Source organism: Tahibacter harae, assembly GCF_024437735.1.
GTDB lineage: Bacteria > Pseudomonadota > Gammaproteobacteria > Xanthomonadales > Rhodanobacteraceae > Tahibacter > Tahibacter harae.
The window spans coordinates 1-17,830 of the sequence record NZ_JANFQO010000018.1 but is presented as its reverse complement, the minus strand read 5'-3'; the positions used below and the strand labels follow the sequence as shown (position 1 = coordinate 17,830).

Sequence of the window (17,830 nt, the reverse complement as noted above, 5' to 3'; positions counted from 1 at the left end):
GATTCGGCGGGCCTGTGTACAGTCGTGGATAGATGCTTTTGGCTATAAGGTCACAGTCCGGAAGGCGGACGGATATGTCCGGCGGCCGTCCCGGCGACTTCTCCCGCGCCGCGCCGCGGGCTCCGTAGGGTTTCCGTAAGCTTTGCGCAAATCTTTGTATTTATGGATTTATTGCCGCCGCCGCAGGGTAAGGCTGCGGTAAGGCGCGGCGGCGGTGCCGCGGGCTAGTTTGCAGGCCAGACGCAACGGCCGGCAGCCCGCCGGCCTGCAACCGACCGGAGCAGGCGCATGGACACCTGGCACGTACTCACCCTGGATGCCGATACCCACTCCCGCCGCAGCGTCGCCAGCTATCTGGTCGCGCGCGGCTACCGGGTCAGCACCGCTGCCGGGCTGGGCGACCTGCGCCGGCGCCTGGAGCGCGCCAGCGCCGACGTCATTGTGCTGGACCTGCGCGCCTGCGGCGCCGATCCGCTGGAGGAATTGCGCCTGCTGCGCCAGCAGACCGCGGCGGCGCTGATCGTGGCCGATGCCGGCGGCGAGACGCTGGACCGCATCCTCGCGCTGGAAATGGGCGCCGACGACGTACTCGCCCTGCCGCTGCAGCCGCGCGAGCTGCTGGCGCGCATCCGCGGCTTCCAGCGCCGCGTCGCCGCGGCGCGGCGGCACGAGGGCGGCCTGGGCTATCGTTTCGCCGGCTGGCGCTTCCTGCCGGCGCAACACCGGCTGATAGCGCCCGACAGCGGCGAGCAGCGCCTGACCCGCGGCGAATGCGCCCTGCTGCGCGCGCTGGCGGCAGCGCCGCGCAAGCTGCTGAGCCGGTCGCGCCTGCTTACTGCGGTGCATGCGGATGCGGAGCAGGCCACCGCGCGCAGCATCGACGTCGTGGTCGCGCGGCTGCGGCGCAAGCTGGGGCCCGCGCGCAGCGTGATCGCGGCGGAGCGCGGCCTGGGCTATCGCCTGGACTGCGATGTGGCGTCCGACTCGGCAGCCGGCGTGGCGCCGGGCACGTAGAAGCGGCCCAGGGTGGCGCTGTACAGCGCCGTCTGGCTGGCCGCGGCAGCGCTGAAGCTCAGTAGCAGGGCGGTGCTGAAGACCTGCTTGGCGCTCGCGGTCGTGGTGCTGAGCGGCGGCGGCACGATCATGCCGGTGGCGCAGCCGCTGGCGAGGTAGACCCATACCTGCTGCGCCGCACTGAAGCGGGCGATCTGCTGCGCCGGCACGGTCTGCGCGTTGAGCGGCTGGACACTGCCGCTGGCGCCGCCGTCCAGGCCGTAGCACTGGGCCAGGCCCAGCAGCATCGAAGCGCTGCTGCCGGCCGGCACCGTGTTGACGATCTGCACCGTGGCCGGGCCCAGCGCCGGATCCGGCACGGGACCCTGGAAGCCGCTGACCGACAGGCTGTAGTCGCACTGGAACGTCGCGCCGGCCTGCGCCGCGACGACGATGATGTTGCCGATCAGGTTCGGTGTGTTCGAGGCGTACAGCGTGTAGCTGTCGTTCCAGCCCACGCGCCGGTTCAGCGCCAGCGGCAGCACCGCCCAGGCCACGGTCTGGCCTGCATCCGCCAGCTTGCGCACCAGCACGATCTGCTGGCCGGCGGCCTGCAGCGTGGGCAGGTCGGCGCTGCTGATCTGCAGGGTGAGCGTGTAGTCGGTCATGGCGTGGCCCGGGCACGGCGCCGCACCCGGGCCCTGCGGCCCGGGCACGGACCTGGTTTACGGACAGGCCTGCGCAGCGCAGGTGTTGAGGTACGACTGCATGGTCGCCTGCGAGATGCGTCCCGCCGCGCCCGCGGCGAGGAAGCCTGCGCGGCAGTTCGTCGTACCGCCCGGCGGCACCTGCGGAACAGCATTGAGACGGGCGACGTAGTTGTCGATGTTCACGCCGCAGACGACGGCCGGCTGTCCCGCCTGTCTCGCCAGGCCGCCGGGCCAGTTGCCGGTGAGGTAGGAATTGCCTTCGCAGTTCGGCGGCGCCGGATTGATGCGCACCGTGATGTGGAAGGCCGTGGCGGCGTTGAACGTGGTGTGCACGTCGGTGACGCCGGTGGTCATGGCGCAGACCCAGAGATTCTGCGTAGTCGGACTCAGCGACGTGCACAGGCCGCTGTTGGCGGCATTGCCGTACAGGGTCAGCGCGTCGCAGACGGGCACCTGGGCGCTGGCGGCGCCGGCGGTCAGCAGCAGCGCCGGCAGTGCGGCGCGGCGGAAGCGGAGATTCTTCAGCATGATGGATTCCTCGCTGGCGATGGAACGGCGCGCCGCCGCCGGGGCGGCGCGCCGCGCGGGCTCAGAACTGCGGCGCGGAGATCTCGACGCTGTCGTGATCGGCCTTGACCGCCTTGCCGGCGGCGCTGACCGGCACGAACACGCCGAGGCCGGCGTCGTACTTCAGCGACAGGTCGGTGACGCCGCCGCCGAAGCGCGCCTTGGAGGTGCGGCCGACGATCTTGGTGATGATGGTCTCGCTGGCGAACTGCGACTGCAGCCAGATATAGACCGAGGTGAACGGCGTCATGCTGGCGAACTGCGTGGCCAGCACCGGCGTGGCGGAGATGGGCTTGCGCTCGACCGGCTTCTGGTTGATCAGCGCCGACTGGGTCAGGCCGAAGGTCAGCATCGGATAGTTGCTGTTGGGCATGTCGTTCTGCGCGCCGTAAGTGCCGCGCGGCACGCCGCCGCCGAACGGGCCGTTGAACGTGGCGCCCGCGGTGAAGGAATAGGTCGCGCCATCCTGGGCCGGCACGCCGGTCTCCGACAGCTTGGTGATGGACGCGCCCTGCTGCACCGCCGTGGTCGAGGCGTAGATGCCGTATTCCTCGGCCCACTGCACTTCGGTGCTCTGGAACGGATCGATCGACAGCCACACCACGTTGGGCGAGGAATCGGAATTCACCGGCTTGGCCAGGGTGATGCGCTGACCGGCGGCGCGGATGACGTTGAGATCGGCGGGGTCGATCAGCAGTTGCAGGCGATAGTCGGGCATGGTCTTGCTCCTCAGGGTAGGAATGGGCCGGACGGGACGGCCGCGGCTTGACGGATGCGCCGCCGCAGGGCGTTGCTGCCGCTGCCGTGGCGCAGGAGCAACGATACGCAGCTGCTGTTGCGCCAATTACCCTTGTCTACAAGGAACGGTTGCAGCATGTAACATAGTGCGGTTGGCGCGCTTGCCGCATTGGCTACGGTTACATAAGTGGCGCGGCGCCGGGCCTGAAAGCTCGAACAGCGGCCTGCCCGGCCTGGCTCCGGGAGTTCCGTGCGGAGAAGTCTGGTGAAACTGTGCTGCGATCCACGGGTTCTGTCGCCGCCGCGCGCGCCACGGCGATGAACGCCGCCGGCACGGCCGCCGGCCTGCGTTTCCGCGTCGGCGACTGGCTGGTCGATCCCGCCGCCTGCGCGCTGGAGCGCGACGGCCGCCGCAGCGCGGTCGAGCCGCGCCTGATGGAAGTGCTGGTGGTGCTCAGCGAATACGGCGGCGAAGTGGTCAGCACCGAGCAGCTGCTGATCGAATGCTGGCGCGGCACGTTCTACGGCGATAATCCGGTGCACAAGAGCATCGCCCAGCTGCGCCGCGCGCTGGGCGACAGCGCGACCGAGCCGCGCTACATCGCCACGGTGCGCAAGCGCGGCTACCGCCTGGTCGCCGATGTCACGTTCCCGCAGGATTTTCCCCGCCGCGCCGGCGCGGCGACTGCGCGCTGGACCCAGGGCTCCCCCTATGTCGGCCTGGGCGCCTACGAGGCCAGCCATCGCGACGTGTTCTTCGGCCGCGCGCGCGCCCAGGCCGAGGTGCTGCATGCGCTGCGCCGCCGCCTCAACGAGGAACGCGCCTTCCTGCTGGTGCTGGGCCCCAGCGGCGGCGGCAAGAGTTCGCTGCTGCGCGCCGGCGTGCTGCCGCTGCTGTGCCAGCCCGGCGGCTTCGACGGCTGTCGTGTGCTGGCTTGTGCAGAAGTGGACGGCGTGCGTGCGGCGCTGGACGCCCATGTCGCCCTGGCCGATGCGCTGCTGGCCTGGCAGGACGGCGACGAGGCGCTGTTCCTGCCCGGCGAACGCGACTACGTGCTGGCCGCGCTGGCGCAGGACCCGGCCGCGCTGGCCGCGCGCCTGGGCGAACGCCTGTCGCGCCGTCGCGCCGCCGGCCTGCGCCATGCGGCGCTGCTGCTGCTGGATCAGCTGGAGCAGTTCCTGCTCGCCGCCGGGCCGGATTCGCCCCAGCCGCAGCGTCTGTTCCAGGCCCTGGCCGGCCTGCTGCGCGGCGGACACATCGTGGCCGTGGCGGCCTGCCGCGACGACTTCTATCCGCGTCTGGTCGCCGTACCGGCCCTGGTCGCGCTCAAGGACGACGGCGGCAGCCTGGACCTGCCCCTGCTCAATGCCGGCGAGATCGCGCAGATCATCCGTGCGCCGGCGCTGGCGGCGGGACTGCGCTTCGACATAGACCTGACCACGTCGGCGCGCCTGGACGATGTGCTGCGCGACGACGCGGTGCGCCAGCCGCAGCCGCTGCCGCTGCTGCAGCACGCGCTGCAGGAGATCTACCAGCAGCGCAGCGGCGGCACGCTGACCTTCGCCGCCTACCGCGCCATCGGCGGGCTGGAAGGCGCGCTGGCGCAGCGCGCCGAGCAGACCTTCGCCGCGCTGCCCGCGGCCGCGCAGCAACAGCTGCCGGCACTGCTGCGCGCCATGGTGGTGCTGGCCGGGGACGATCTGGCGCCGGTCGGGCGCCATGTTGCCTGGAGCGAGCTGCAGGAGGCGCCGCTGCGCCAGCTGGCCCAGGCCTTCGTCGAGCAGCGCCTGTTCGTCGCCGCGCGCGCGGCCGGTGTAGCGGGCATCGCTGCGGCGCATGAATCGCTGTTCCGCAACTGGCCGCGGGCGCGCGACTGGATCGCCGGCAACCGGCGCCTGTTCCTGACCCGCGCACGGCTGGACTACGCCTGCCGGCGCTGGAACGAGGAAGGCCGCCGGCGCGATTTCCTGCTGCCGGCCGGCAGCCAGCTCGACGACGCGCGCGAGCTGTCGGCCCAGGCCCGGCCGCCGCTGGATGCGACCACGCACCAGTTTGTCGAGGAATCCGCGCAGCGCTGGCGGCGCCAGCGCCGGCGCAACCTGTTCGGCCTGGCCATGGTGCTGCTGCTTGCCGCCGCGGCCAGCATCCTGGGCGTGCTGGCGAGGCTGGCCCAGGTCGAGGCGGACCGGCGCCGGGTGCAGGCCGAGGGCCTGGTCGGCTACATGCTCGGCGACTTGGCCGAGCGCCTGCGCGCACTGGGCAAGCTGGACGTGCTCGATTCGGTCGGCAACGAGGCCCTGCGCTATCTGGTGGAGCTGCCCGAGGACAGCGGCAGCGCCTCGACTCAACTGCTGCGCATACGCGCTTCGCGCCAGATTGGCGAGATCCGCTTCGCCCGCGGTGAAGCCGCCGCGCTGGATGCCTTCGCCCATGCGCTGGAGCTGGCCGAACGCCTGCTGCTGCGCGAGCCGGACAATTCCGACGCCTGGCTGGAGCTGGGCAATGCCGCGTTCTGGTGCGGTCAGGTGGCCTACCAGCAGGGCGACGCGGCGGCGGCTGAACGCTACTGGCTGCGCTATCACGCCGCGGCCCAGCGCCTGGTGGAACTGCGCCTGGGCGATGCAAAAGCGCAATTGGAACTTTCCTACGCGCTGAACAACCTGGCCACCCTGGATTTCGACGCACGGCGCCTGGAGGCCGCACGCGGCCGCTTCGGCGAATCGGCCGCGCTCAAGCAGCGCGTGCGCACGGCGCAGCCGGCCGACGACGGCGTTGCCGCCGATCTGGCCGACAGCCTGACCTGGCAGGGCCGCGTAGAAGAAGCCGCGCTGCAGCTTGCCGCGGCCCAGCAGCACTATCAGCACGCGCTGCAGACCCTGGGCGAACTGCGCGCGCGCAGCCCCGAGGACAGCCGCTGGCTGCATCGCGAGGCGCTGGCGCGCCAGCATCTGGCGCGCGTGCTGCTGGCGCGCGGCGAAACGTTACAGGCTACCCAGCTGCTGCTGCATGCGCGCGACGCGCTGCGCCGGCTGGCCGAGGCCGATCCGGCCAACCGCGAATGGGCGCGCGACACGGTGGTGGCGGGGCTGCAGGCCGGACTGGCGCTGGAATCGATCGATCCCGCACAGGCTGCCGACTGTGTGCGCAGCGCCGGCACGCGCCTGGCCGCCCTGCTTGCCGACGAAGCCGGTGCGGCCGACCTGCCCGTGTTGCAGCAGCTGGTGCAGCTGCGCCTGCTGCGGCTGGCGCCGCCGCCGCCGGATACTGCGGCGCGGCAGCTGGAGGCCATGATCGCGCAGCTGCGCCGCTCGCCGGCCGATGCGCTGGCCGCGCAGGTGCTGTTGCAGGCACTGCTGGCGCGGGCCGAACTCACGGCGCGGCAGGGATCGGACAGCGACGGCTACGCCGCCCAGGCGCGCCAGCTGCTGGACGCCGCGCAGCAGTCCGGCGATGCCGTCGCGCTGGATCTGCGCCTGCGCGCCGCGCGCCTGGAAGGCGACACCCCGGCGGCGCTCATCCTGCGCCAGACCTTGCAGACGGCCGGCTATCGCCATCCGGACTATCTGCGCTTCATCGAGCGGCATCCTTTCCCTGGAGACTTGCATGACTAACCTGATCAACCTGCCCGTGAGCCTGACCCTGGCCCGGGTCAATTTCGGCGGCAACGCCGGCCGCGGACGCTACTTCTTCGATTTCTCCACAGATTCCATCCTGGTGCAGGAAGCCAAGACCCTGCTCACGATCACGCTGTCGCCGGACACGCCGCAGGAAATCATCATCGAGAGCCTGGTCAGCAGCGACGCCCGCGGCCAGCTCGGCACGCCGACGATCACTAACTTCTCCCGCTCGGTGGAAGTCGTGGTGGACAACAGCCTGCCCTACATCATCCAGGTGGGACTGATACTGCGCGACGAGAAGACCGGCGAGCTGATCGTCTGTGATCCGCAGGTGATCTGCAGGCCGCCGCCGCATGCCACGGGTGGCGGGGGTTGAGCTGGGAGTCGGGATTCAAGTCCAGAGCGGACTCCCGACTCCCAACCCCGGCCCTACCGGCACGGATCCCTCCCCAGATTCCGTTCATACGTGCTGACGTCCTCGTCGCGCTCGTGCCCTGGACGGCTGCTGGCGCTGGGGGCGTGTATGCGGCGGCAGGCTTCGGCGCGGGAGATGGGTTTGGATGAGACAGGTGTCAGTTGCAGGCCGCTCTTGCGGCGGCCGCGGGTGGCTGAATGGGTTTCGTCGTGGCTGGCGTAGGCGCCGCCGGGGCAGGGCGCGTGCTGGTAGAACACTTCGCCGTTGCCCAGGCGGCATTCCCAGGATTGATCTTCGGCCGGTGCGGCCGCGGCGGTTGCGCGCTGGCCCCGGGAACGGGAGGCGCGGGATGCGGCCCTGCCGCGGTTGCCGGCTGGCTTGCCGCGGGCCTTGCTCTTGCCGGTACGGCTCTCGGCCACAGGCGCCGCACTGCCGGGTTTGGGCGCAGGCGCGAAGCGCATCACGCGCGCGTTTTCGTGGGTGGCGCAGAACGTGTTCTGGTAGGCGATGTTCCCTTCGCCATCCGTGCATTTGTACACGGTTGCCGCGGTGACCGGCGCGGCGAGGCCAGCGAAGGCGAGGACAAGGGCGGTGACAAGCAGCAGACGAAGCATGGCGGCGATTCCGCAGGGGAGTTGCCTCCAGGCTAGGTCCGGCGCTGCAGCCGCGCCTGCGTATCAGGCCGGGATCGGCCTGGGAATCTTCCGGCGTGAGGCTGCGCGCTTGCGCAGGCTCGCCTGCAGCAGATGGTTGCGAGCACGGTGTTCCGGTTGTCAGCCTGGTCGGCGCGCAGAACGGATTCGCCCGCTACGGGCCGGACACTGCCCGAAAAACGGATAGGCGAGTGGCCAGCCGCTGTTCGCGCACAAGCCGATTTACCGGGCATCAGGCGAGCTGCGCCCACTGGGCAGGCGAGTACACGCTGTCATGAGCGAAACCGTGCGATGCAATACACAGCGCATCGCAGGCAAAGGTCGCGATCTGCGGGACACGCACGTCCAGGTCAATCGCAGCTGCCGCGCCTGCCCTACAAGGCCATCCCAAGCAAAAAAGCGCGGACAAGCCATCCGGCTTATCCGCGCTCTTCGCGCCTCGATTCTTCAAGCCGCAGGCCGCGACTCGCGGCCTGCCCGCCAACGCCTCAATTCTCCAGCAGTCCCCGATTGCGCAGGAATGCCAGCACCTGATTCGCCAGCTGCCCCGCGTCGGCGCTGCTGGTGTCGAAGGCGAGTTCGGGCGACACCGGCGCCTCGTACGGATCGCTGACGCCGGTGAACTGCGGGATCTTGCCGGCGCGGGCCTGGGCGTAGAGGCCCTTGCGGTCGCGGCTTTCGCAGACTTCGATCGGCGTGGATACGTGGATTTCCACGAAGGCGCCGTGCTGCTCGACCAGGCGGCGGATTTCGGCGCGGGTCTCCGCGTACGGTGCAATCGGCGCGCAGATCGCGATGCCGCCGTGGCGCACGATCTCGCTGGCCACCCAGCCTATGCGCGTGACATTGGCGATGCGGTCCTCGCGCGAGAAGCCCAGGCCCTTGGAAAGGTTCTTGCGCACCTCGTCGCCGTCGAGCAGGGTGATGGAACGGCTGGAGCGCTCCAGCAGCTTGGCGATCACCGCTTCGGCCAGGGTCGACTTGCCCGAGCCGGAAAGTCCGGTGAACAGCAGGGCCACGCCCTTGCGCGCGCCGGCCGGATAGCGTTCGCGCAGGATGTCGACCACTTCGGGGAAGGTGAACCAGGCCGGGATTTCCTCGCCGGTGACCAGGCGCCGGCGCAGTTCGGTGCCGGAGATATCCTGCACTACGTCATCCTTGCGCACTTCGGTGGAAGGTACGTAGGTGTCGCGGTTGGCGACGTAGACCATGGCCGGGAACGGCACTACGCGGATGCCGATTTCCTGCTGGTGGCGCGCGAGCAGTTCCTGCGCAGCGAAGGGATCGTAGAACGGCTTGCCGCTGGCATCGTTGCCCGGGCCGGCATGGTCGCGGCCGATGATGAAATGCGAGGCGCCGTAATTCTTGCGGATGATGGCGTGCCACACGGCTTCGCGCGGGCCGCCCATGCGCATGGCCAGCGGCAGCAGCGACAGCGCGGCATCGTTCTTCGGATAGTGCTTGAGCAGGGCGCGGTAGCAGCGCACGCGGGTGAAGTGATCCACGTCGCCGGGCTTGGTGCGGCCGACCACCGGCTGGATCAGCAGCTTGGCGCCGACCTGCTCGGCCGCGCGCAGGGTCAGCTCGCGGTGGGCGCGGTGCATGGGATTGCGCGTCTGGAACGCGACGATGGTGCTCCAGCCCTGGCGCGCGAAGGTTTCGCGCAGGCTGCGCGGCGTGTCGCGCAGCTCGGCGAAGTCATAGTGCTGCGGCGGCTGTATGCCGCGCAGGGTGCCGCCGAGGTAGACCGGGTTGCTGCGCTGGAGCAGGTCGGCCACGCCGGGATGGGTGACGTCGGTGGTGCCGAAGACTTCGCGCGCCTCGACCAGCTTGTCCGGGAAGTAGATGTCTTCCACCGTGAGCACGGCCAGCGGCACGCCCTGCACGTCGCGCAGGGCGATGTCGCTGCCGACCTGGATGGACGCGGCGAAGGCCTCGCTCACGTCCAGCGTGATCGGGATGGGCCACAGCGTACCGTCGGCCAGGCGCAGCTCGCGCACGACGCGGTCGTAGTCGCGGCGGGTGAGGAAGCCGGTCAGCGGCGAGAACGCGCCGTTGAGCAGCAGCTCCAGGTCGCACAGCTGGCGCTGGCTCAGGTCCCAGCCGGGCAAGGTGGCGCTGTGCTGCTTGAGCGCCTCGGCCTGTTCGGCGGGCAGGTAGAGTTCCTTCAGCTCGCCGCCGTGCGGCGGATTGAGGCTGTCCTGGTAGACGCTGTCCAGGGCGGTGGCGGTATTGGTGGACATGGGTGTTTTCCTTGTGCGGGCGCGGGGTTCGCCCGTGGCGCCGGCGGCGGCCGGTGCCTGATCTGGGGAGATGGGCGGCGCGGGGCCGCTGGAACCTGCGGGCGGCGGCGCGTTGCGCCGCCGTGAATCAGGCGTTGCGGCAACATCGCGCCAGCGCGAGCTGGCGGGCGCGTTCAGATGTCGACATGGATGCCGCACTCCCGCTTCAGGCCGAAAAAGCGCGTGTCTTCCTCGTTCATGCCGGCTTCCCAGCGCGCGGTGGTGTGGGTGTCGCCGATGGAGACATAGCCTTCGTCCCACAGCGGGTGGTAGGGCAGGTCGTAGCGCTGCAGGTAGACGTAGATATCGCGATCGCTCCAGTCCACCAGCGGCTGGAACTTCCAGCGGCCGTTGCGCAGTTCCAGCACCTGGGCCTCGCTGCGCGTGCGCGCCTGGGCGCGGCGCAGGCCGGCGAACCAGGTGCGCACGGCCAGGTCGTCCAGCGCGCGGCGCATGGGCTCGACCTTGCGCAGGGCGTTGTACTGGTCGATGCCTTCCACGCCCTTTTCCCACAGCTTGCCGTGGCGCGCCTCCATCCAGGCGCGGCTGATGTTCGGGCGGTAGACCTTGAGGTTGAGCTGCAGGCGCTGGGCCAGCTCGTCCGCAAAGCGGTAGGTTTCCGGGAACAGGTAGCCGGTGTCGATCAGGATGACCGGGATATCCGGCGTCTGGCGCGTGATGAGGTGCAGCGAAGCCGCCGACTGGGCGCCGAAGGAGGAGGACAGGGCGCGGCTCTGCGGCAGCGTGGCCAGGGCCCAGGCCACGCGCTCCTCGGCCGGCAGCGCTTCCAGTTTCTGATTGAGTTCGGCCAGGGCGCGGGCGTCTTCGGCGGCGCTCAGCAGATCGGGAAAGCTCATGTCCTTACCTCCAGGGCGATGCCCGGCTTGGCGGCGACGATGCCGCTGCGCACCAGGAAATCGCCGAACCGTTCCTCGGCCTCGCGCTCGGCGGCGTAGCGGCCGAACAGCGCGTCCACTGTTTCCAGGATTTCCATTTCTGCAATGTTTTCTTTGTGCAGGCGGTTCAGGCGCTGGCCGCGGTGGTCGGCGCCCAGCATCAGGTTGTAGCGGCCCGGCGCCTTGCCGACCAGGGCGATCTCGCCCAGGTAGGGCCGCGAGCAGCCGTTGGGGCAGCCGGAGATGCGCAGGTGGATGGGCGCATCCAGCAGGCCGTGCGCGGCCAGGCGCTGTTCCAGCTTTTCCACCAGTTCGGGCAGATAGCGTTCGGCCTCGGCCATGGCCAGCGCGCAGGTCGGCAGCGCGACGCAGGCCAGCGCGGCCAGGTGCAGCGGCCTGGCGCTGCGGTAGAGATCCAGGCCGTATTCCTCGACCAGGGCGTCGATGCGCGGCTTGAGCGCCGGCGGTACGCGCGCGATGACGAGGTTCTGGTTGCCGGTCAGGCGGAAATCGCCCACATGGATGCGCGCGATCTCGCGCAGGCCGCTGAGCAGGCGGCGCGGGCCGCGGTCCAGCACGCGGCCGGCTTCGATGCGCAGAGTCAGGTGCCAGTCGCCGTCCTGGCCCTGCACCCAGCCGAAGCGGTCGCCGTTGTGGTCGAAATGGAATTCCCGTGCCGGCGCGAGGGCATGGCCCAGGCGGCGTTCCACTTCGGCCTTGAACGCATCCAGGCCGCGGTCGTCGATGGTGTATTTCAGGCGCGAGCGCTTGCGGTCGCTGCGGTTGCCCCAGTCGCGCTGGGTGGTCAGCACCGCTTCGGCCACGGCGATGACTTCGTCTGGCGTGACGAAGCCGAGCACGTCGGCCAGGCGCGGATAGGTGTTGGCATCGCCGTGGGTGGCGCCCAGGCCGCCGCCGGCCGTGACGTTGTAGCCGGCTACGGCGCCGTTCTCGATGATGGCGATGAAGCCCAGATCGTTGGCGAACACGTCCACGTCGTTGAGCGGCGGCACGGCGAAGGCGGTCTTGAACTTGCGCGGCAGGTAGGTCGCACCGTAGATGGTTTCCTCCTCCGGCGTGCCGGCGACCTGTTCCTCGTCCAGCCAGATTTCGTAATAGGCGCGGGTCTTGGGCAGGAAATACGCCGACAGTGCCTTGGCCTGTTCGTAGACCACGCCGTGCACCGGCGACAGCAGCGGATTGGCCGCCGACAGCACGTTGCGGTTGACGTCGCCGCAGGCGGCGATGGTGTCGATCAGGCTGGCGTTGATCGCTGCCAGCGTGGCCTTCAGCTCGCGCTTTATCACGCCGTGGAACTGGAAGGCCTGGCGCGTGGTGAGGCGCAGCCCGCCGGTGGCGTAGCGCGTGGCGATGGCGTCCAGCTGCAGCCACTGCTGCGGCGTGGCGACGCCGCCGGGCGTGCGCGTGCGGATCATGAAACTGTAGTCGGGCTCCAGCTTCTGCAGGCGGCGTTCCTCGCGCAGGTCGCGGTCGTCCTGCTGGTAGCTGCCGTGGAACTTGAGCAGTACCTGGTCGTTTTCGCGCAGGCTGCCGGTGTGGGCGTCGGCCAGGCTTTGCTTGAGCGTGCCGCGCAGCAGATTGCTGTCTGCCTTGAGCTTCTCGTTGGCGGAAAGGGTGGCACTCATCTCAATACACGTCCCGGGCGTAGCGGCCCTGCTGCTGCAACTGGTTCACATACTCGACCGCGTCCTCGCGGCTCTTGCCGCCGTGGCTGACGGCAACTTCGATCAGGGCTTCGTGCACATCCCTGGCCATGCGCGTGGCGTCGCCGCAGACGTAGAGGTGGGCGCCGTTCTCCAGCCAGCGATACAGCTCAGCGCCGTGTTCGGCCAGGCGGTGCTGCACGTAGATTTTTTCCGCCTGGTCGCGCGAGAAGGCGAGATCGAGGCGATTCAGGCTGCCTTTCTTCAGCGCCTCCTGCCATTCGGTCTGGTAGAGGAAATCGCTGCGGAAATGCGGGTTGCCGAACAGCAGCCAGTTGCGGCCGGCCGCGCCGGTGGCGGCGCGTTCCTGCACGAAGCCGCGGAACGGCGCCACGCCGGTGCCGGGGCCAATCATGATCACGTCGCGGGAGCTGTCGCGCGGCAGGCGGAAACGCTCGTTGTGCTCGATGAACACCGGCACGCGCGCGGCTTCCTCGCGGCTGGCCAGGTAGTGCGAGGCTGCGCCCCAGTGGGTGCTGCCGAAAGCCTCGTAGGCGACATGGGCGACGGTGAGGTGGGCTTCGTCGCCGACCACGCTGCGGCTGGAGGCGATGGAATACAGCCGCGGCGTCAGCGGGCGCAGCGCGGCGACGAGTTCCTCGGCCGACCAGGATGCCGGCCAGCTGCGCAGCAGGTCGATGATCTGGTAGTCGGCGAGGATTTTCTGCAGCTGGGCGGAATGCTCGGGCGACAGCAGGCGGTTCAGATCCGCACTGCCGGCCAGGGCGGCGTGCTGGGCCAGCAGCGGGCGCGAGAGGCGGGTCAGTTCGCGGTGTTCGCTCAGCCACAGGCGCAGCGGCTGGGTGAGTTCGTCCACGCTGACCGGCGCATTGCCGTCCAGCTGCAGGGTCTCCAGCACCGCGTCGACCAGGGCCGGCGGATTGCGCGGCCACAGGCCCAGCGCATCGCCGGGTTCGTAGTGCAGGCTGGCGCCTTCCAGCGACAGCTCGATATGGCGGATGTCCTTGTCGCTGCCGCGGCCGGTCAGGCGCTGGTTGGCGATGACTTCGGCGCTGAACGGCTTCTCGCGGGTCCAGCCGGCGGCGGCCGCGGCCGGGCGCAGCGGCGTGACCGTGGCCAGGGGCGCATGCGCCTTGAGCTGTTCGCGCGCGACCTGCAGGGCGCGCTCGGCCCAGGGCCTGGCGACGCGGTCGAAATCCACGTCGGCCTCGGCGCGGTCGAGCAGGCGGCTGGCGCCCAGCTCGGCCAGGCGTTCGTCCAGCAGGCGGCCGATCTCGCAGAACTTGGGATAGCTGCTGTCGCCCAGGCCGAGCACGCCGAACTTGAGTTCGGCCAGCTGCGGCGCGCGCTTGCCGAGCACGAATTCGACGAAGCCGCGGGCGTCGTCCGGCGGATCGCCGTCGCCCTGGGTGCTGATGACCACGACCAGCAGGCGCTCGTTCTTGAGTTCGCGGGTGGGGTAGGCGTCGGCGCGCAGCAGGCGCACCTGCAGGCCGGCGGTCTCGGCCGTCCTGGCGAACTGCTCGGCCAGGCGCTTGGCATTGCCGGTCTGGCTGCCGTAGACCACGCTCAGGCGCGGCAGGTTGACCGGTTCCCGGGCCAGCGCCGCGGACACGGCCCGGGCCACGCCGCCGGGCTGGCTGGCGAGGCCGGCGGCATAGCCGGACAACCACCACAGGGCGCTGGCGTCCAGGCCTTCCACCAGGCGGGAAAGCTCGCCGGCCTTGCTTTCGGGCAGCGGGATCAGGGGCAGGGCGGGGGTCGCGGACATGGGCGTCATCCTGAGTCGTTTGGACGTCTAAACGCCCTGTAATCAGGCATGCTAGGCGCGCCCATGGCGGCCAGGAAAGGATGGGGGGTTATTCGGTTATGCCGGGGGGATATGTGCCCGCCGCGGCGGCCCGCAAACCCTGTCGGGCCCGCCAGCCTGCTGCAGCGCGGCGTGACCGCGGCGCCGTGCCGGCGACAATGCGCGGGCGCAGGCCCAAGAGTCTGCCGGGAGGGAACCCGCCGCAGTCCGCTGCGGCGGGTTTTTTTATTGTCGGGATTGGTGATCCGGGATTGGGATGCGTGCAACGGGCACGGCCGTTTCCTATTTGTGAAACTGTGCTCACTTTTCCCCTTGTGGTTTTCCCGTTGGGCCGCTGCGCCCGTCCGAAAGACTAGTTTCCGTGCTTTGCGATAGGCCGGCGGGCGTAGAAAAAACACGCCTCCAGCCGGAAATACTCCGCGCGTTTCCCTATCCATAATCCCCGGGCCGAACGCCTCGTTGCAGGGGTGCCGAGCGCGTCGGCAAGCAAGTCCAGACCCATCCGCTGGACGCACCGTGCGAGTTACTTCAGGGGGACGGTGACGCAAGTCAACCGCTAAGGAGTAAAGACTGTGCGCAAAGTATTGAGTGCCGGCCTGGTGCTGGCGATTGCGTGGGGCCACGCAGGCGCCGCCGGGTTGTCGGCGGACAAAACCAAGATGACTTTCGACGCCCTGGACATGGACAGGGTCGCTCAGGAAGACCAGTTAGGCGATGTGAAAGGCATCGGCAAATACCGTTTTGCCATACCGCACGATGTATCCATCAACACCGCCGCCCACGGCACCTGGGAAGTCGATGCCGACGGCAATAACACCTGGACCTTTGAAGTGGATACGCCGGACGCGGCGCACCTGAACTTCGGCTTCCAGCCCTTCCACCTGCCCGACGGCGCCAGCCTGCTGATCCTGTCCAGGCAGGAAGGGCTGGGCAAGCTGGGACCGTACACGGCCAGCGAAAACAACCCGGCCGATGCATTCTGGACCCCGGTGCTCAAGGGCGATTCGGCCATCATCAAGCTGACCGTACCGGCCGCCCAGATGGCTGCGCTGAAGTTCGGCATCGTGCGCATCGGCCACGGCTATCGCGGTTTCGGCGCCACCGCCAAGCACTGCAAGTCCGGCGCCTGCAACACCGACGTGGCCTGCCTCAGCGCCGGCGACCCCTGGAACAACCCGCGCCGCGCGGTCGCGGCCTATACCGTCGGCGGCACGGATACCTGTACCGGTTCGCTGGTGAACAACACCGCCAACGACAAGCGCATGCTGTTCGCCACCGCGACCCATTGCGGCGTCAGCAGCGACTCGATCGGCGCCACCCTGGTGGCGTACTGGAACTATGAATCGGCCACCTGCCGCCGTCCGGGTTCCAGCGCCAGCGGCCAGGTCGTGCCGCGTCCGTCCACCACCAGCACCGGCGTGCGCTTCCTCGCCCAGACGGCGAACCCGTTCTCGGGCTCGGCGCCGGCCGGCAACCGTTCCGACTTCACCTTGCTGGAGTTCCTGCAGCCGGCCAATCCGGCCTTCAATCTGTACTGGGCCGGCTGGGACCGCCGCAATGTCGATCCGGTCTGCACCAATCCGTCGGATCCGGCCTCGACCGTAGGCTTGTGCGCGTCCATCCATCACCCGGGCGTCGACGAAAAGCGCATCACCTTCGTCGAAGCCACCATGCAGACCGGCGATATCTCCGGCGCTGCGGGCGTGCACTGGCATCCGTTCTGGGATCCGACGCCGCCGCTGCTGCCGAACTTCCCGGCCGGCTCTACGGTTCCGCCCAGCGTGACCGAGCCTGGTTCCTCCGGCTCGCCGCTGTACAACGCCAGCCAGCGCCTGATCGGTGTGCTCTCGGGCGGTCCGTCCGCCTGCGGCGCCACCGGTGCCGACCTGTCCGATTTCTACGGCAAGCTCGCCCATGCCTGGGACGGCCTGGGCACGCCGACGACCGCGGTCAAGAGCTACCTCGACCCGGGCGGCGCCAATCCGGACTTCATCGACGGCCGCGGCGAATGCACCGCGCCGGCCGAACCCACCAACGTGACCGCCACGGCGACCGCGCCCAACGCCATCACGGTGAACTGGACCGCGGTGTCGGGCATCACCACCTACCGCGTCTTCCGCTCCATCGGCGCCTGCCCGGGCTCGGCCTATACGCAGATCGCCGAAGTGACCTCGGGCACCAGCTATGTCGACAGCACGGTTTCCGGCGGTACGACCTATAGCTACAAGGTCAGCTCGCGCGACACCGTACAGCCCTGCGATTCGGCCCAGAGCACCTGTTCCAGCGCGACCGCCACCGGCGCCTGCACGCTGCCGCCGACGTTCGCCGGCCTTGCCAGTGCGACCAACGCCGGCGCTGCCGCCTGCTCGGTCAACCTGAGCTGGTCGGCGGCCACCCCCAACTGCGGCGGCGGCGGCACCGTGCGCTACAACGTCTACCGCTCGACCACGCCGGGCTTCACCCCGTCGGCGGCCACCCTGGTGCAGAGCTGCGTCACAGGCACCAGCTTCACCGACACGACGGTCGGCGGCGGCAATGCGTACCAGTACATCGTGCACGCGGAAAGCTCCGACGGCAGCGGCGCGGGCCTGTGCGCGGCCGGCCTGGAAGACGCCAATACGGAACGCAAGAGCGCTACGCCGTCCGGTCCCGACAGCAACGTGTTCAGCGACAACGCCGAAGCCGGCCTGGTCAACTGGACTGCGACCGGCACCGGCAGCGTCGGCGCCAACTGGGCGGTGGTGACCACCCAGGCGAATTCGCCGACCAGCTCGTTCTTCGTGCCGGATCCGAACAATGTCAGCGAGCGCTTCCTGACCTTGAACAATGCGATCACCGTGCCGAACGCGCCGGACACCACGCTGGAGTTCTACATCCGCTACTTCACCGAGGCCGGCTACGACGGCACCTTGCTGGAGTACTCGCTGGACGGCGGCACCACCTGGACCGACATCCTCGACGCCCAGGGCGCGGTCCCGGCCAATGCCAACCGCTTCCTCAGCGGCGGCTACAACGGCGCGATGAACGCCAACGGCGCGTTCGGTGCGCGCACCGCCTGGCACGGCGATTTCAACACGGCCTGGATCCGCTCCAGCGTCGATCTGTCCGCCTTCGCGGGCACCAGCGCCAAGTTCCGCTTCCGCTTCAAGAGCGATACCTCGCTTGCGCGCACCGGCTTCTGGCTGGATGACGTGCGTCTGTTCTACGGTACGGCCTGTACCTCGGGCCTGCCGGACCAGATCTTCAGGAACGGCTTCGAGGCCGTGGTCCGCTGACGCGGCGGCCCGGCCGTTCCGCGGCCGGGCCTGCACTTTGACCGGGCCGCCCTGCAATGGCAGGGCGGCTTTTTTTTGGTTCTTCGCCCAACTGAGTGGGTGGCACACGGCCGACCCGGCAGACTTGCTGGTGTCTAGGCAACAAATCGAGGCCGGCCGTGGCCAGTGGCGATTGTATGACTCAGCTG

12 protein-coding genes are annotated in these 17,830 nt (G+C 69.4%); 4 read left to right on the top strand and 8 right to left on the bottom strand.

The features are described 5' to 3' along the window. Positions 1–288: 288 nt before the first annotated feature. Positions 289–1,014, top strand: a complete 726-nt coding sequence (locus tag NM961_RS17525) for a winged helix-turn-helix domain-containing protein (RefSeq protein WP_255915710.1) — start codon at positions 289–291, stop codon at positions 1,012–1,014. On the opposite strand, the gene NM961_RS17520 is transcribed toward NM961_RS17525, so the two are convergent. The 3 genes from NM961_RS17520 to NM961_RS17510 form a co-directional block, all read right to left on the bottom strand. Further along, entirely contained in the window at positions 954–1,661 is a 708-nt protein-coding gene (locus NM961_RS17520; RefSeq protein ID WP_255915709.1) for a hypothetical protein, read from the bottom strand. The genes NM961_RS17525 and NM961_RS17520 overlap by 61 nt on opposite strands. 57 nt (positions 1,662–1,718) lie before the next feature. After that, a complete protein-coding gene (locus NM961_RS17515) occupies positions 1,719–2,231 on the bottom strand; it encodes a hypothetical protein (protein ID WP_255915708.1) in 513 nt (170 codons plus the stop codon). A gap of 61 nt (positions 2,232–2,292) precedes the next feature. Then, positions 2,293–2,988 carry a hypothetical protein gene (locus NM961_RS17510; protein ID WP_255915707.1) on the bottom strand — a complete coding sequence of 232 codons (696 nt, stop codon included), beginning with the start codon at positions 2,986–2,988 and terminating at the stop codon, positions 2,293–2,295. 293 nt (positions 2,989–3,281) lie between these two features. Here NM961_RS17510 and NM961_RS17505 point away from each other — a divergent pair, with 293 nt between their 5' ends. Both NM961_RS17505 and NM961_RS17500 read left to right on the top strand, forming a co-directional pair. Then, complete coding sequence (locus NM961_RS17505; protein ID WP_255915706.1) at positions 3,282–6,620, top strand: nSTAND1 domain-containing NTPase; 3,339 nt, start codon at positions 3,282–3,284, stop codon at positions 6,618–6,620. Further along, positions 6,613–7,002: a hypothetical protein gene (locus NM961_RS17500; protein ID WP_255915705.1), complete on the top strand. Its 390-nt coding sequence runs from the start codon at positions 6,613–6,615 to the stop codon at positions 7,000–7,002. The genes NM961_RS17505 and NM961_RS17500 overlap by 8 nt, the downstream gene beginning before the upstream one ends. A gap of 53 nt (positions 7,003–7,055) precedes the next feature. On the opposite strand, the gene NM961_RS17495 is transcribed toward NM961_RS17500, so the two are convergent. The 5 genes from NM961_RS17495 to NM961_RS17475 form a co-directional block, all read right to left on the bottom strand. Next, a complete protein-coding gene (locus NM961_RS17495; RefSeq protein ID WP_255915704.1) occupies positions 7,056–7,655 on the bottom strand; it encodes a DUF4124 domain-containing protein in 600 nt (199 codons plus the stop codon). Between the two features lie 527 nt (positions 7,656–8,182). After that, complete coding sequence (locus NM961_RS17490) at positions 8,183–9,937, bottom strand: bifunctional sulfate adenylyltransferase/adenylylsulfate kinase (RefSeq protein WP_255915703.1); 1,755 nt, start codon at positions 9,935–9,937, stop codon at positions 8,183–8,185. Positions 9,938–10,110: 173 nt separating this feature from the next. After that, a complete protein-coding gene (locus NM961_RS17485; RefSeq protein WP_255915702.1) occupies positions 10,111–10,833 on the bottom strand; it encodes a phosphoadenylyl-sulfate reductase in 723 nt (240 codons plus the stop codon). Then, positions 10,830–12,518, bottom strand: a complete 1,689-nt coding sequence (cysI, locus tag NM961_RS17480) for an assimilatory sulfite reductase (NADPH) hemoprotein subunit (protein WP_255915701.1) — start codon at positions 12,516–12,518, stop codon at positions 10,830–10,832. Before cysI ends, NM961_RS17485 begins: the two co-directional genes overlap by 4 nt. A gap of 1 nt (position 12,519) precedes the next feature. Next, positions 12,520–14,328: an assimilatory sulfite reductase (NADPH) flavoprotein subunit gene (locus NM961_RS17475; RefSeq protein WP_439334227.1), complete on the bottom strand. Its 1,809-nt coding sequence runs from the start codon at positions 14,326–14,328 to the stop codon at positions 12,520–12,522. Between the two features lie 698 nt (positions 14,329–15,026). Here NM961_RS17475 and NM961_RS17470 point away from each other — a divergent pair. After that, positions 15,027–17,642: a fibronectin type III domain-containing protein gene (locus NM961_RS17470; RefSeq protein ID WP_255915699.1), complete on the top strand. Its 2,616-nt coding sequence runs from the start codon at positions 15,027–15,029 to the stop codon at positions 17,640–17,642. Positions 17,643–17,830 lie beyond the last annotated feature (188 nt).

Coding starts and splice junctions, on each gene's coding strand:
- NM961_RS17485 (WP_255915702.1), bottom strand. CDS start 10,833: ATGAGCTTTCCCGATCTGCTGAGCGCCGCCGAAGACGCCCGCGCCCTG.
- NM961_RS17525 (WP_255915710.1), top strand. CDS start 289: ATGGACACCTGGCACGTACTCACCCTGGATGCCGATACCCACTCCCGC.
- NM961_RS17470 (WP_255915699.1), top strand. CDS start 15,027: ATGACTTTCGACGCCCTGGACATGGACAGGGTCGCTCAGGAAGACCAG.
- NM961_RS17510 (WP_255915707.1), bottom strand. CDS start 2,988: ATGCCCGACTATCGCCTGCAACTGCTGATCGACCCCGCCGATCTCAAC.
- NM961_RS17475 (WP_439334227.1), bottom strand. CDS start 14,328: ATGTCCGCGACCCCCGCCCTGCCCCTGATCCCGCTGCCCGAAAGCAAG.
- cysI (WP_255915701.1), bottom strand. CDS start 12,518: ATGAGTGCCACCCTTTCCGCCAACGAGAAGCTCAAGGCAGACAGCAAT.
- NM961_RS17490 (WP_255915703.1), bottom strand. CDS start 9,937: ATGTCCACCAATACCGCCACCGCCCTGGACAGCGTCTACCAGGACAGC.
- NM961_RS17495 (WP_255915704.1), bottom strand. CDS start 7,655: ATGCTTCGTCTGCTGCTTGTCACCGCCCTTGTCCTCGCCTTCGCTGGC.
- NM961_RS17515 (WP_255915708.1), bottom strand. CDS start 2,231: ATGCTGAAGAATCTCCGCTTCCGCCGCGCCGCACTGCCGGCGCTGCTG.
- NM961_RS17520 (WP_255915709.1), bottom strand. CDS start 1,661: ATGACCGACTACACGCTCACCCTGCAGATCAGCAGCGCCGACCTGCCC.
- NM961_RS17500 (WP_255915705.1), top strand. CDS start 6,613: ATGACTAACCTGATCAACCTGCCCGTGAGCCTGACCCTGGCCCGGGTC.